Source organism: Roseibium sp. JB4-4, assembly GCF_055693425.1.
Genome location: NZ_CM146333.1, coordinates 4878941 through 4893609 on the forward strand (window position 1 = coordinate 4878941; position 14669 = coordinate 4893609).

A 14669-nucleotide genomic window follows, 5' to 3' on the forward strand; every position below is an offset into this window, starting at 1 on the left:
TCATTGTCCTAGCCGCTCTAAAAGAGCAGGGATGTGAACCTGATCGGCTTTGTAGTTGCCAGTCAGGCTGTACATGACGATGTTCACGCCAGAGCGGAACGCATAATCGCGCTGTATCGGATTGTTGGGAACCGTCGGATAGACGAATTCACCGCTGTCCGAGATAGCCCAGGCAGCTGCGAAATCATTGCCGGTGATCAGAATTGGCGAAACGCCGTCACCTGCCCGGACCGGCCGGTCACCACGAGTCGCGGTTTCTTCTAAACTCTCAACCCACAGGGGGCTGGTCGCGTAGCGACCGGGAAAGGTCTCCAGCAGATAAAAAGCCTTGGTCAGAACATGGTCCTGCGGCACGGGCTCAAGCGGTGGGACGTCGAGATCTTCCAGAATTTCCCGCAATTTCAGTGTGGCCGGTGTCGACCCGAAGCCGGTTGTCGAAGCGTTGATGTGATCGCGAGTGTCGAACAAGATCGTGCCGCCATTGCGCATGAAAGTATCAATGCGTGCGATGGTTTGGTCGCCGGGCTTGTCCATGGCTGGATCGATGGGCCAGTAAAGCAGGGAATAGAAGGCTAGCTCGTCGCGAGCAATATCGACCGCAGCCGGTGGTCCGGGCTCCAGAGCCGTTCTCTCCGCCAAAAACTGGGTCAAACCGGACAGGCCCGAAGCGCTGGCATCATCAATTTCGGGATTGCCGGTCAGAACATAGGCAAGGCGGGTATCAAGCGTTGATTCCAGCGCCTGCAATTCCGATGAGGTCGACTGGGCATGAGCGTTTTGCGGCGCAATCCCGGCAAACGAGATCGCGGCAAGTGCGGTGACGATCGCCAGACCGGCGGTCCGGTTCCGTAGGCCAACGCGAGCCAACCCACCGGCCAAAAGGAAAACTGCAATCGCATCCACGATCATGAGAAGAAAGACCAGTGTGAAGAAAAGGGACCTCAGATCGAATGGGTCGGAGGCAGGATAAGGCACGGCTTCTGCCCGTTCGCCGAGAGCTGTCAGATCAAGCGTTTCCAGGCTATCCTCGCGTTGCAGCAGATTGAGAGCCCTGAAACCGTCCTCTGTGCCGTAGAGGCCAGGAGGGGTGCGGCGGCTTGCCAATGCTTCCCGGAAAACCGTGCTATTTACCGGTGTGACTTCGACCGGCGGCGGACCGAAACGGCCGTATCCGTCCAGAAGACGCAGTGGAGGCAGAACACTCTGGCTTGGTTGTCCGTCTTCTGCCGTCTCCGAGGCCGCGGCCACATTGGATACGGCCAGGATCCGGCGCAACATGTTCAAGAACACGCCCGACAGGGGCAAATTCGACCACGTCGAATCGGCTGTGACATGGAAAAGGACAACACTGCCGGCTCCTACAGGAGCTGCAGTCACGAGCGGCGTGCCATCTTCCAGCATGGCCCAGGTTCTTTCCGGAAGTTCCGAAGTCGGCTCGGCGAGAACCTGGCGGGTCACGGTGACTTCTTCGGGCACCTTGAGGCCCGAGAAAGGTGATCCGTCGGGGAAGGCTGCCAGGTGCTGCGGCTGTTTCCAGGAGAGTGAACCGCCCAGTGACCGGTCACCGGCGCGAAGGCGGACCGGGATCAGGTCGTCACTGCCGCCAGCAGTGCGCGGGCCGGCAAAGCGCACCAGCGTGCCGCCGTTTTCAACCCAGTCGCGTAACGTGTCAGCGGTTGTGTCCGGAAGCCGGCCGACATCGGCAAGCACGAGCACGGATATGCCCTGATCGATCAGTCCTGGAACGGCTTCGGCAATATCCGCGTCGCGTGGGCGGCGAATGTCTGAGAAGGGTGCAAGCGCCCGTTCAAGATAATAGACGGGTGAGAGCAATGGCTGATCAAGATCGCCGGATTGTCCTGAAATCAGTCCTACTGTCCGGCGCCGCCAGCTGTCATCCACAAGTTGCACCGCACCAGCTGCGGCTTCGCCTGCAATCTCCACGCGCGCAATATCGTTTCGCAATTCGGTCGGGAGTTCAAATCGTGCTTCTGTTTCCGTTGCATCGGGTTCGAAGGTCGCCTGAACTTCGCCGAGCACCAGTCCCTTGAGATCAAGCGCTCGAACAGTGGCGGTTCCCACTTTCTGGTCCGGGTGCCTGACAACCTTGAGCGCCAGGGCCTCGGCATCGTTGGTAAGATCTTTAAGACCCATTGGCGTATCCAGCCCCGACATCACCGTCACAGGGACTGCGCCGATAATCTGCGCAAGATCCGACAAAAACGCGCCGTTGGTTTGGGTGTTGTCGGAAAGCCAGACTACCGCGCCAGGCGGGGTCTCTTGTGCAGACTTTCGCAAGCCGATGCTCAGTTCGCTGCGCCTTGGAGGATAGGGCCGAGGTTCCAGAGCCCGCAGCCTTTCAAGCGCACTCGCAGCTGCTTCCGGTACAAAGCTCTGGCCGGGACCATCGGCTGTTGCCGCGAAAAGCACGGGCTGTCCGTCCTGGGACGCGGTGTTGAGGATCTGTTCGGCGGCACTAACTTGTGCATCCCAGCCGTTTGCTGAAGTCCAACCATTGTCGACCAGCAGCCACAAAACACCATCCCCGGTCGCGACCGGTTCTGACGAACGCCAGATCGGCCCGGCAAGGGCAATGATCAAAAGCGCGGCCAGCAACAAACGCAAAAGTGTCAGCCACCACGGGCTGCGTTGAGGCGTTTCCTCGTGCTGATCAATGTTCAAGAGCAGCCGAGTGGGCGGAAACTGGATCTCGCGCGGGCGCGGAGGGGTGAGCCGCAAAAGCCACCAGATGACCGGCAGCAAGGCAAGGGCTGCCAGTATCCACGGCGCGGTAAACGTCAGGGGCAGGCCTGCAAACACGGCTCAGACGCCTCCTTTCTGCATCACATCAAGCGCACCGGACAGGGCGCTATGCAAAACCAGCAAAGGCTCGGATGCCGGCCGGTCGGTATGATGTAGAACATAGGTCCATCCGGCTCGCCGCGCCATATCCCGAATTTCCGCCCGATGGGCCTCCAACCGCTTGTGATAGTCCTCGCGCCAGTTTTCCGCGCGGCCTGCGGTCAGCCGGATGCCTTTCTCCGGGTCGGTAAACTCGATCCTGCCATCGAATGGAAAGGTCTCTTCAATTGGGTCGAGCACCTGAACCAAATGTCCGCGCGCGCCGGTGCTGGCCACTCTGGCAATCCATTCCGCAATCTCGTCTATGGGATCGAGGAAGTCTGAGACCAGAACCACATCGGCAAATCTTTTGATAGACATAGTGTCCGGAAGTGCCACGGGTTTAGAAAGGTGAGCGAGCGCATCTGCGAGACGTTCTGCCGCCCGCCGGTCCGAGAAGGGCCGCGTCAGACCGGGAAGGCCGATGCGTTCGCCTGTTTCGGCCAGCATGTCGGCAAGGGCTAGCATCAACACGATAGCCCGGTCGCGCTTGTTGACGTCAGCAAGGCGTGAGCGAAACACCATGGAAGATGAAAGGTCCGACCAGAGCCAGACGGTGTGGGCTGCCTCCCATTCCCGTTCGCGCACATAAAGATGGTCGTCCCGGGCAGATCGCCGCCAATCAATTCGTTTTGCCGGTTCGCCCATATTGAAGGGGCGAAACTGCCAGAAGCTTTCACCCGGTCCCGCACGGCGGCGGCCGTGCCAACCGGCGATGATCGAGCTTGCGACATGGCTGGCTTCGACAAGAAGATCCGGTAACGCGTCGGCAACAGACCTGGCTTCGCCAATCACGTTCGGCCAGGTCGTCTGGTCTATGCCTGTCGTATTGTTTCCGGATTCCATTCAGTCTGGCTCCCGCGAGAGAAATGATCTGATCAGGCGATAGAGTCCTTCACCCGTCTAATGACATCGCGCACGGTGTGTCCGTCTGCCCGTGCTGCGAATGTGAGAGCCATTCGGTGTTGCAGAACAGGTTCGGCAAGAGCCAGCACGTCGTCAACGGACGGGGCGAGGCGACCATCTACGAGCGCGCGTGCGCGAACTGTCAGCATGAGTGCCTGGCTGGCGCGCGGGCCGGGGCCCCAGGCGATCAAATCCGTAACACCGGAATTGGCTGATCCCTCGTCCGGCCGGGCGGAACGCACCAGCTTGAGAATGGCTTCAACAACCGACTCTCCAACGGGCATTCGGCGCACAAGTTGCTGATAGTCCATCAGCTCTTCCGCTGTCATGGCGACCTGGGCTTCGGCCTGGTCGGCGCCTGTTGTTTCCAAAAGGATACGCCGTTCTGCTTCCAGGTCGGGATAGTGCACGTCAATCTGCATGAGGAACCGGTCGAGCTGTGCTTCGGGCAGCGGATAGGTGCCTTCCTGTTCAAGCGGGTTCTGAGTGGCCAACACGTGGAAAGGACGCGGCAGAACATGCGGGTGACCCGCAACCGTGACATGATATTCCTGCATTGCCTGCAGCAGCGCGGATTGGGTTCTGGGGCTGGCACGGTTGATTTCGTCAGCCATCAGGAGCTGAGAGAAAACCGGGCCAGGAATGAAGCGGAAGGACCGGCCACCATCGCTGCTTTGCTCCATGACCTCCGCTCCGAGAATGTCCGAGGGCATCAGGTCCGGAGTGAACTGGATGCGCCGGGCATCAAGGCCCAGGACAGTTCCAAGCGTTTCCACCAGCTTGGTTTTTGCCAAACCCGGCACACCAACCAGCAAACCGTGTCCACCGGCCAGAATGGTGACGAGCGATTGCTCAACAACCGTCTCCTGGCCGAAAATGACGCGGGCGATATCAGCCTTTGCATCGCTGATGCGATTGACCGCACGCTCGGCACTTTCCGCGACCGCGGCGAGGTCTGCTTCTGTTGGGCTGGAGGGGGAAACAACGCTCATGAATCACCTTTCCCGTAACTTCTTTAAACTCCGGTCAAATCACATGCCGGGTATGAATGCTCATTCGTCAGGAGTTGCTGCGACTCAAGCAGTCTGACACCATATAAATGAGTAGATAAGGCGCAATTGTGCGCCATACAGAGGAAAGGTCCAAGATTCTTTCCCTGGCCTGGGGAAAAGCTTGTGACTACTTCCCCGGTTCAACCGGATTGGAACGGATGAGCGTCAACGGGAATTGTCAAAAATCCCGGTGTTGATGCAAAGGCAACTTAAGGACTTTCTGCAAATGGCGGATGGAGCAAAAACTGTTGGCCAGGGAATGCCCGAGGGACTGAAAGCCCTGATGAGCCGCGCTGACAAGACTGGCCGGTCCTTGCCGCCGGTCGACAAGTGGAACCCGCCGTTTTGCGGTGATCTTGATATCCGTATTGCCCGCGACGGAACGTGGTATTACCTCGGTTCGCCGATTGGTCGGCAGGCGCTTGTCAAACTGTTCGCCTCAGTGCTTCGAAGGGATGAGGACGACAAGCACTATCTGGTCACACCGGTTGAGAAGATCGGTATCACCGTCGAGGACGCCCCCTTCCTGGCCGTCGAGCTGGCGGCTGAAGGAACAGGTGAAAACCAGGTGTTGACGCTTCGGACAAATCTCGGTGATCTCGTCGAGGCTGGCCCCGACCATCCCTTGAGATTTGAAAAAGAACCGGACAGCGGCGGCTTAAAACCCTATGTACATGTCAGAGGTCGGCTGGAAGCGCTGTTTACGCGGGCGCTGATGTATCAGCTGGCAGATATGATGGAAGAACGGGGCAGTGATAGTGAAACTGAGCTGGGGATCTGGAGCGGAGGTGCTTTTTTTGCGTTGGAGCCCGACCTCTTGCGCGGATCTGAAGAGCACTGAACCGCAGATGGGCTGTCTGACTGCATGACCGCGTCTTCGTTGAACCATATATTGCCCTGTGCGGATATCACCGAATTGTTGCAGCAGCGTCTTTCGCTGGCGGAGAGTGACAATGCGGACAAGGACACGGGTGACCATGTTCTGAACCCTGATCTTGGGCCGTATGCACGCTGGGAGGGGCCTCCGCGCGATGCCGCAGTGCTGATCGGCATCCTGCCGCGCGACGACGGACCGAGCGTTGTCCTGACACAGCGTACCGGACATCTGAAATCGCATGCAGGGCAGGTTGCCTTTCCGGGTGGAAAAATCGACCCAACCGATGCCGGGCCTGTTGAAGCGGCACTGCGTGAAGCAGATGAAGAGATCGGCTTGAAGCCTGATAGTGTCGCACCGATCGGGCGGCTGTCCCCCTATCTGACCGGGTCCGGTTACCGGGTTGTTCCCGTGATCGGAATGATCGGCGCCGATACCGCGTTTCGTGCAAACCCTGATGAAGTCGAAGACGTCTTCGAAGTGCCTTTCGGCTTTCTGATGGATCCTGGCAACCACATCAAGCAAAGCCGCGTGTGGCAGGGTAAACGACGTTATTTTTATGAGATGCCTTACGGCGAACGATACATCTGGGGTGTTACCGCCGGTATCATCCGGTCCCTTTACGAAACGGTTTATGGCTAATGCTACGTGTTTTTCTTACCCACCTTCTGTTGTTCCTTTTGCCCTTCTTCGCCTATGCACTTTGGCTTTGGCTGAGCAACAAGAAAGATCGGCCCGGCAATTGGTCCAAAGGCCCTATCGCCTGGCTGACATTGACAGGTCTGGTTCTCGTCGTCGGCGGCCTTGTGGGCATGGCTTCCTACAATCAGGCACCGGAAGGAGCCAGTTGGAGGCCGTCTGAAATGCGCGACGGTCAATTTGTTCCAGGCCGATATGAATGAAAAAATGGCGGTGAATGTTGACAACATTTTCCGGCAGGCAGACTGGCTTCGGTCGCAAGGCATCCAGAATGTTTTTGCAGCTGTTGAGCAGGATGGAGATCAGGCCCGGGTGGTTGGCGGCGCTATTCGCAACACGTTGCTGGATCATCCGGTTCCCGATATCGATATTGCCACGACCGCTCGGCCCCAGGACGTCATAGGGCGTGCTGAGGCCGCAGGTCTCAAGCCAATCGCGACCGGGATCGATCACGGCACGATTACGGTTGTCAGTGATGGCGTTCCCTATGAGGTGACCACACTTCGCGAAGACGTGGAAACGTTCGGTCGGCAGGCCAGAGTCGTCTTCGGACGGGACTGGGTCAAGGATGCCAAGCGGCGCGATTTCACGCTCAATGCGCTTTACGTTGACAGGCACGGGTTGCTACACGACCCGCTTGGTGGGCTCGATGACTGTTTAAACCGACGCGTCAGGTTCATCGGCGACCCGGATCAGCGCATTCGGGAAGACTTTCTGAGGATCTTGCGGTTCTTTCGCATTTACGCGGCCTATGGTGCCGGCGAAATGGATGAGGCCGGATTAGGGGCATGCCTGCGTCAACGCGAGGGGCTGAGGCATCTTTCAGCTGAGCGCATCGGTCATGAAATGCGCCGCCTTCTTCGAGCGCCATTGGCCGCACGTGCACTTCGCCTTATGAACGATTGTGGGCTTTGGGAGATTGCGACGGGCGGTCTTGCACGGATCAACGACTTCGATGCATTGCGTAGCCTTGAGGATCAGGCTTCGGAGGTGCTTGATCCGGAAGTTGGTCTGGTGGTGTTGGCAGGTTTCGTGCACGAGGATCTGGAACGTATCTGTGATCGATTTCGTCTCTCTAATGCGGAGCGCAAACGCATGAAAACAGCCTGGGAGGCGATGAAATGCCTCCGGCAGGCCGATGTCTTCCCATCCTGCCAAGCGCTGTTGTATGACTTTGGCCGGCAGGGAGCAGTCGATGGACTGCTTGTCAGGTGGGCCTCCTTGCTGGCGCAAAGTCAGGCTGATGGATCCGGCTTTGCGACCAGACTGACCGGTCTGCGCACTACAGAAGTGCCGAAGTTTCCTCTCAAAGGTGCCGACCTGATCGCGTGCGGTCATGCACCCGGGCCATCTCTTGGCGACTTGCTTGATCAGCTTGAAATCAGATGGCGGGACAGTGGATTTTTGCTCGGCAAGGACGAACTGATCAGGATTTTGCCGTCCAGGCCGTAGCAAGCGCCGGATCTGAGCTATTTAGCGCTTTTTAAAGCAAATACCGGCAATATGACCTTAGAAACTTCATCAATCTTGTGATGGCGTAACCGCATGACGATTGTCTGCCGGTTCTAGATGAGGCCGTAATGGAAATTGTTCTGATCTCGGATGGTCCGCTCCCGATGGAGTCACCGGTCAGGCGGTTGCCGTTGTTTTTTCATGCCCGTCTGATCGACATGGACAAGGTTTCACCAGGGACGGTCGGTGAGGGCAAGATTGCAATCGTGGAGTTACTTGACGCAACCGATGCCGGATTGATTGCGCTGAAGGCGGCATGGGGCAGCATTGCCGCGATCCCGGTTATCTGTTTCGTTGCCAGGAAAAACCGCCGGGAAGTGATCCAGGCCGGAGCCCTTGGAAAGTCTGAGATGCTGGACCGGGAGACGCCTTTGGCGCTCATCTTGCGTCGGCTTACTTCACTCACGCAAAAGGATATTGCGGAGGATCTGCCCGCACGAATGCCGCAGAAAACCGTCGAGGCTTACAAGAAGGGCAATGTCTTTCTGGAAAACATGTGTCTTGCAAGCGCTGAAGGTACAAAGATCCCGGTCAGTGTGTTGAAGACCAGCGCAAGCGAAATCTTCAATGCGATGTTGCAGGAAGGTCTGTCCTTCTGGATGGAGGCAGTCAATTCGCACCATAGCCCAACCTATAGTCATTCCTTGAAAGTTGCCGGTCTGGCCGGAATGTTTGCCAACCATCTGGGCTGGTCGAAAGGGGAATGCGAAGAGGTGGTTGCCGGTGGTCTGGTGCATGACATCGGAAAAACGCGCATTCCGCTCTCCATCCTGGACAAAGCCGACAAACTGACGGAAAAGGAGCGGGCCATCATTGACAAGCATCCTTTATACGGCCGGGAAATTCTGAAGCCGCGGCTTGAACTGCCGATCGACATAAAGAAGATGGCGATCCAGCATCATGAGTATCTGGATGGAACCGGGTATCCCGATGGTCTGAAAGGCGAGAGGATCTCGCCCAAGGTTCGGCTCATTACGATCTGCGACATATTCACGGCATTGACGGAAGAACGAGCCTACAAGGAAGGCATTCCAGCGCGGACTGCAATTTCAATGCTGCAGGATATGGGGCCGAAGCTGGATCAGAAGATGGTGTCCGCATTTGCGCGCATGCTGCTCGACAATGGCTTTGGAGCGCTCAACCGCTCTGAACAGAAAGTACGCCGGGGTTCGGCCGCCTAGGGTACATCCAGCAAGCGATGCATCATTTTATGTATGTGCTCTAGAGATCAGGGCCATTTCACCACGGGTGGCATGGAAGAAAGAATAGAAGCGACATTGCCACCGGTCTTGAGCCCAAAAATCGTTCCACGGTCGTAGAGCAGATTGTATTCTACATATCGTCCGCGCCGGATCAGCTGTTCTTCCCGCTCTTCTTCGTTCCAGGGTTTTTCAAAGTTTCGGCGCACCAGTTCTGGATAGACCGACAGAAAGGCCAACCCAACATCCTTGGTGAAGGCAAAATCCGCGTCCCAGTCTCCGCTATGCAGGTAGTCATAGAAGATGCCGCCTATGCCACGCGCTTCGTTGCGGTGTTTCAAATAGAAATAGTCATCGCACCAGGCCTTGTAGCGCTGATAGTCTGCGACGTCATGTGCTTCGCAGGCACCTTGCATGGCTTCATGGAACGAGACGGTATCCGGGTCTTGCTGCGTGCGCCGCAGGTCGAGGACCGGGGTCAGATCCGCGCCACCGCCGAACCACTGACGTGTTGTCACAACCATTCTGGTGTTCATGTGGACGGCGGGCACATGAGGATTGTGCATGTGCGCGATCAGGCTGATGCCGGACGCCCAGAACCTGGGATCTTCGCTTGCGCCAGGGATCTGGCCACGAAATTCCGGTGAGAACTCTCCGTGGACAGTCGAGATGTGCACACCAACCTTTTCGAAAACCCGGCCGTGCATGAGCGACATGACACCGCCGCCACCTTTTGCTCCGGTGCTGTCGGTGCGCTCCCAGGGTGTCTGCTTGAAGCGGCCCGCGGGTTGGCCCGAAAGTGGGCCGCCCTTGTCGCCGATTTCGTCTTCCAGGTCTTCAAATGCCTTGCAGATCCTGTCTCTGAGTTGCCGAAACCAGAATGGCGCGTCCGCCTTCTTCTGATCGACGCCGTCCGGGATGGGTCCGCCACGGTTTTCCGGTGAAGGTGCGTTCATGAATTTGGCCCTGACTGGTTGACGGCTGACTGGTGCTGACTTCAGGAAGTAGCGTCGGAGAGGTTTTTAGGAAATGTGCCTGTCTGTCGCAAGGCTTCACCAAGAGCCATACCTGCTGATACGGCGACATTCAGGGAGCGCATGCCTTCGGCCATCGGAATGATGATGCGGGCGTCGGCACTTGCATGCACATCATCGGGAACCCCGCTGCTTTCGCGGCCCATCAGCAAAATGTCGTCGTCTTTGAAGTCGAACGCGGTGTAGGGCGTTGCGGATTTCGTTGTCAGAAGCACGAGGCGTGCACGTCGCTCGGTGCGCCAGGCTTCAAACTCGGCAAACGAAATGTGCCGCGTCATGGCTGCACGCTCAAGATAATCCATCCCGGCACGCCTGAGTGCACTGTCAGAAATAGGAAAGCCCGCCGGCTCTATCAGGTGGACTTTCGTGTTCAGGCAGGCTGCCAATCGCAAAATGGTCCCCGTATTTTGCGGAATATCAGGCTGATAAAGGGCAATGTCGGGCATTTGTTCCAGGTCTCTGGGGCAGCGGGGAAGGGTGATTAACAGCTGTCGTCTGTTTTGTCATGCGACTGCGAGCTTATCGGTTTCGATTTTGTCTGGGCCATGTGACAGACAGGCGCGTAGGATATCAAACAGATTCGCGCCCGGCCCATGGAGTGCCTCGTTGTCCCCGCTCTTTCGCATCTTTGAATCCTGGATCGATCCATTTCGGCCCGCACCTGACAAGGATATCCCGAAGGGCGGCGTCGCTGCGCTTGTCTACTTCGTCTCCCAGGTGCGCTGGCCATTTGTGGCCATGCTCGTTCTCGGCGGGACAGCTGCGTTTATCGAAGTATCGATCTTTAATTTTCTGGGTGAGATCGTCGATCTTATGGAAACCGGAAACAGGGAAACCTTTTTCAGCGATCATTTTTGGACGCTGCTGGGCATGGTCTTCGTGGTTCTGGTCGTGCGTACGTTGAACAATTCACTTATGGCGCTACTGGAAGAGCAGACCATCGTACCAGGCTTTTTCAATCTGGTTCGATGGCAGAGCCATAAGCGCGTGATGAAGCAGAGCCTCAGCTATTTCCAGGACGATCTGGCGGGCCGGCTTTCGCAAAAGGTCATGCAGTCGGGCCTGTCCGCCGGCGACTTTATGATCAACCTTCTGCAGGTTGCCTGGTTCATTGTCGTTTACGCGCTCACCACACTGATACTTGTCGCGGATCTTGATATCAGGCTGGGCGGCATTGTCTTGATTTGGCTCGTGTGTTTCGCCGTGACCGCTCGGTATTTCGTCCCGCGCATACGCGATGCCTCCAGAGCAGTAGCCAACAGCTATTCTGGTGTGACAGGAAGGCTGGTCGACACATACACCAATATTCAGTCAGTCAAACTTTTCGGTTCAACGCTCACAGAGAACCGAGGAGCGCGGGCGGCGGTTGAGGCCTTCATTGCAAAACTGACATCGTTTACGAGGCTGTTGACCTCCATTCGGATTGTCATGAGCGTGATCAACGGTGTCATGATTGTTGCGATTACCGCGATGGCGCTGAAAATTTGGCAGGACGGAGGAATTAGCACCGGGCATGTCGCCTTCGCGCTCAGCCTGATCCTGCGTCTCAATATCTTGTTGAACCGTTTCTTCAATCAACTGAACGGTCTGTTCCGGCATTTCGGTTCCCTGCAGGACAGCATGGAGACCGTTGTCAAGCCGATTGCCCTGTCCGATCGGCCGGATGCACCGCATTTGACCGTTTCTGAAGGCAAGGTTCAATTTGAGGGCATCCGTTTCCACTATGGCAAGAAGGGTGGCGTGATCGATCATCTCAATCTGAACATTGCCCCAGGAGAACGGGTTGGATTGGTTGGACCGTCCGGAGCCGGCAAGACAACTCTGACAAGCCTCCTTCTCCGCTTCTTCGACGTAGAAGCGGGTCGTATTCTGATTGACGGCCAGGATGTTCGGGACGTCACTCAGGATTCTGTGCGACATGTTATTGGCATGGTCACGCAAGACCCCTCACTGCTTCACAGATCAATCCGCGAAAACATTCTCTACGGCAGGCCCGATGCCAGCGAGGCAGAGCTCACGGAAGCCACCAAACGGGCCCACGCTTTCGAATTCATTCAGTCTTTGGAAGACCAGCGTGGCCGCAAGGGATTTGATGCCTTCGCGGGAGAGCGGGGTGTCAAACTGTCTGGCGGCCAAAGGCAGCGTATCGCAATTGCCCGAGTGTTGCTGAAGGATGCGCCGATCCTTGTTCTGGACGAGGCTACGTCCGCACTCGATTCTGAAGTGGAGGCTGCCATACAGGAAAACCTCCAGGGGTTGATGGCAGGCAAAACGGTCATTGCAATTGCGCATCGCTTGTCGACGATTGCGGCAATGGATCGGCTGATTGTCATGGACAAGGGCAGGGTTTTACAGGAAGGAACGCATGAGATGCTGTTGGCTGACGATGACGGCCTCTATGCCAAACTGTGGCGTCGGCAATCAGGCGGCTTTCTCATTGAAGAGCCGCAAACCGGCTGAACGCTGGTCAACGGGTTGTGTTGGAGCCAAAGAAGCACGGGCTGATCTGGTGTCTGGCAGTTCGCGTACAAGGAGCTCAAAACTTCAGAGGTCTCGATGCTCCAGAACGTTATCGCCTATTTTGCAACCGCTCTTGTTTTCCTTGGGGTGGATTATGTGTGGTTGTCGCAGGTGGCGACACGGTTCTATTTCGATCGAATTGGCCATCTCCTGATGGACAAGCCGAACATGGCGGCGGCAGGCGCTTTCTACATTATTTATATTGTAGGCATTGTTATTTTCGCTGTCGCGCCAGCTCTCAAGAGTGAGAGTCTTATGACCGCAATCATTTACGGGGCATTGTTCGGCTTCTTTACTTATGCGACCTATGATGTAACCAATTATGCGACTTTGAAAAACTGGCCTGTTATTGTGGTCGTTGTCGATGTTTCATGGGGGACTGTTTTGTCTGCTTTCTCCGCTGGTATGGGTTACATTCTCACGCGTCTGGTTACTTGATCAGAGATGTTGCGCTTCTTTGGTGTGTAAGTATTAGTTCTCATCTTGGGTCGTTACTGAATTTTTACGTGCATGTCGGTAGTATCTCGCTCATGAGGTGATTGGGCGCGATCCCGCGGTCCACCGTCGCCTGCTGAATTTCAATCGGGGAAGTAGCGTGACACTCTCAATAAAGGGCCGGTTTGTCGCAATGGTCTTCACGGCCGCTGCGATCATGATGGCTGGCACTGCATTTGCGTTCTATGTGTTTCGGCAAGCGCTGTTGCAGGAAATTGGAACAAAGACCGGAGCAGAGCAGTTCTTGTCCGGAAATGTCGTCTCAAAGATCGACACTCTTATTTTCGACCAGATGATCACGATCGGGCTGGTCGTTTCACCGGTTGGCCTGGCATTTCTCGGCATTGCCGTGGTGCTTGCGCTGGGCATCGCGCGGCCCCTTCGCCGCCTTCAAAACGGGCTCGACAAACTGTCTGAAGGCGAACTCGATATCCGGATTGATGGGGAAAATCGAACGGACGAGATCGGTAAGATTGCGAGATCGGTGACCGGATTTCGAGCCAATCTGGTCGAGAAGGCACAAGAGCAGGCACGGCAGGACCAGGCACATCAGGATGCGATGAGCCAGGAAAGAAAAGCGCTGATGCAAGATGTTGCCGATGATTTTGAAAAGTCGGTAATCGGTGTTGTCGCCGGCCTGACGAAAGCTGCGGGCAGCGTTGAAAACAATTCTGCCCAGCTGAGCGAAGCTGTGAATTCCTCCCTGGTTGCCGTCAATGAAGTGTATCAGGCGACTTCGGAGGCGGGCGGTTCTGTCGACTGCGTTACGGTATCGGCTGAACGTCTTTCCAGCTCGCTGCTTCGGGTCCGTGAAGATGTCGATCAGGCGACTGAAATTGCAAGCGCTGCTGTTGAGGAGGCACGAAAGACCGATGAAGTTGTCGGGCGGCTTTCTGAGACTGGACGTGCGATTGGAGAGATTGTTGAACTTATCAGCCAGATCGCAAGTCAGACAAATCTTCTGGCTTTGAACGCCACGATTGAGGCTGCACGTGCAGGCGAAGCAGGGCGTGGTTTTGCAGTTGTTGCAAATGAAGTCAAAGCTCTGGCTGAACAGACCACAAAGGCGACGGAAGATATTTCTGCGCAAGTGACTTCCGTGCAGGAAGTGGCCGAACTTTCCGAGGGAGCGATCAGGTCGATTGCAGCAACAATCGGGCGCGTGAGTGAAATTTCCGGAAAGATCCGGGATGCCGTGGAGGAACAGTCAGCGGCAAGCCAGGACATAGGTGACAATGCAATGGCGGCGCGAAGCAGTTCAGAACTTGTCACAGCCAACGTCAACACCTTGAGTAGCGTGATGAATATCAGCCAGAGTGCTACCGAAGAGATGTTGTCGGCTGCATCCGAACTCGGCAACTACTCAGATAGCCTTCAATCGCAAGTCGGCCAATTTCTCCAGAGTGTCAGGGCCGTCTGACTTTACTTGCGATCTATAGAGTTTTCCTAGTTAAAATTGACAGTATTTAAGTAAATC

General features: G+C 56.4%; 13 protein-coding genes. 8 read left to right on the top strand and 5 right to left on the bottom strand.

What is annotated here, in order from left to right; all coding sequences use genetic code 11:
* Genes ACZ1HV_RS22835 through ACZ1HV_RS22845 form a run of 3 tightly spaced genes read right to left on the bottom strand, consistent with a single transcriptional unit; the run spans position 1 to position 4799 of the window.
* Positions 1-2820 carry a DUF4159 domain-containing protein gene (locus ACZ1HV_RS22835; RefSeq protein ID WP_472716418.1) on the bottom strand — a complete coding sequence of 940 codons (2820 nt, stop codon included), beginning with the start codon at positions 2818-2820 and terminating at the stop codon, positions 1-3.
* Between the two features lie 3 nt (positions 2821-2823).
* Entirely contained in the window at positions 2824-3747 is a 924-nt protein-coding gene (locus ACZ1HV_RS22840; RefSeq protein WP_298985466.1) for a DUF58 domain-containing protein, read from the bottom strand.
* A 32-nt stretch (positions 3748-3779) separates the two neighbouring features.
* Entirely contained in the window at positions 3780-4799 is a 1020-nt protein-coding gene (locus ACZ1HV_RS22845; protein ID WP_298812605.1) for an AAA family ATPase, read from the bottom strand.
* 286 nt (positions 4800-5085) lie between these two features.
* On the opposite strand from ACZ1HV_RS22845, the gene ACZ1HV_RS22850 reads away from it, so the two are divergent.
* The 5 genes from ACZ1HV_RS22850 to ACZ1HV_RS22870 all read left to right on the top strand — a co-directional run bounded on the left by ACZ1HV_RS22850 (position 5086) and on the right by ACZ1HV_RS22870 (position 9125).
* Complete coding sequence (locus ACZ1HV_RS22850; RefSeq protein ID WP_472716419.1) at positions 5086-5700, top strand: DUF1285 domain-containing protein; 615 nt, start codon at positions 5086-5088, stop codon at positions 5698-5700.
* 24 nt (positions 5701-5724) lie between these two features.
* Positions 5725-6375: a CoA pyrophosphatase gene (locus tag ACZ1HV_RS22855; RefSeq protein WP_298962753.1), complete on the top strand. Its 651-nt coding sequence runs from the start codon at positions 5725-5727 to the stop codon at positions 6373-6375.
* Positions 6375-6635 (top strand): DUF6111 family protein, encoded by a 261-nt coding sequence (locus ACZ1HV_RS22860; RefSeq protein WP_298812602.1) that lies wholly within the window; start codon positions 6375-6377, stop codon positions 6633-6635. The genes ACZ1HV_RS22855 and ACZ1HV_RS22860 overlap by 1 nt, the downstream gene beginning before the upstream one ends.
* A gap of 4 nt (positions 6636-6639) precedes the next feature.
* Positions 6640-7884, top strand: a complete 1245-nt coding sequence (locus ACZ1HV_RS22865) for a CCA tRNA nucleotidyltransferase (RefSeq protein ID WP_298985462.1) — start codon at positions 6640-6642, stop codon at positions 7882-7884.
* Between the two features lie 128 nt (positions 7885-8012).
* Positions 8013-9125, top strand: coding sequence for an HD-GYP domain-containing protein (locus ACZ1HV_RS22870; RefSeq protein ID WP_472716420.1), 1113 nt, complete (start codon positions 8013-8015; stop codon positions 9123-9125).
* A gap of 47 nt (positions 9126-9172) precedes the next feature.
* Here ACZ1HV_RS22870 and hemF read toward each other — a convergent pair whose 3' ends face one another.
* Positions 9173-10099, bottom strand: coding sequence for an oxygen-dependent coproporphyrinogen oxidase (gene hemF / locus ACZ1HV_RS22875; RefSeq protein WP_472716421.1), 927 nt, complete (start codon positions 10097-10099; stop codon positions 9173-9175).
* A gap of 41 nt (positions 10100-10140) precedes the next feature.
* A complete protein-coding gene (locus ACZ1HV_RS22880; RefSeq protein ID WP_472716422.1) occupies positions 10141-10623 on the bottom strand; it encodes a tRNA (cytidine(34)-2'-O)-methyltransferase in 483 nt (160 codons plus the stop codon).
* A gap of 160 nt (positions 10624-10783) precedes the next feature.
* On the opposite strand from ACZ1HV_RS22880, the gene ACZ1HV_RS22885 reads away from it, so the two are divergent.
* From ACZ1HV_RS22885 to ACZ1HV_RS22895, 3 genes are all read left to right on the top strand, one after another.
* A complete protein-coding gene (locus ACZ1HV_RS22885) occupies positions 10784-12637 on the top strand; it encodes an ABC transporter ATP-binding protein (protein WP_472716423.1) in 1854 nt (617 codons plus the stop codon).
* A 96-nt stretch (positions 12638-12733) separates the two neighbouring features.
* The gene (locus tag ACZ1HV_RS22890; RefSeq protein WP_298812586.1) at positions 12734-13135 is read left to right on the top strand and encodes a DUF2177 family protein; all 402 of its coding nucleotides are present in this window, start codon (positions 12734-12736) and stop codon (positions 13133-13135) included.
* Positions 13136-13292: 157 nt separating this feature from the next.
* On the top strand, positions 13293-14612 hold the full coding sequence (locus ACZ1HV_RS22895) for a methyl-accepting chemotaxis protein (RefSeq protein WP_298962743.1): 1320 nt from the start codon (positions 13293-13295) through the stop codon (positions 14610-14612).
* Positions 14613-14669: the final 57 nt, after the last annotated feature.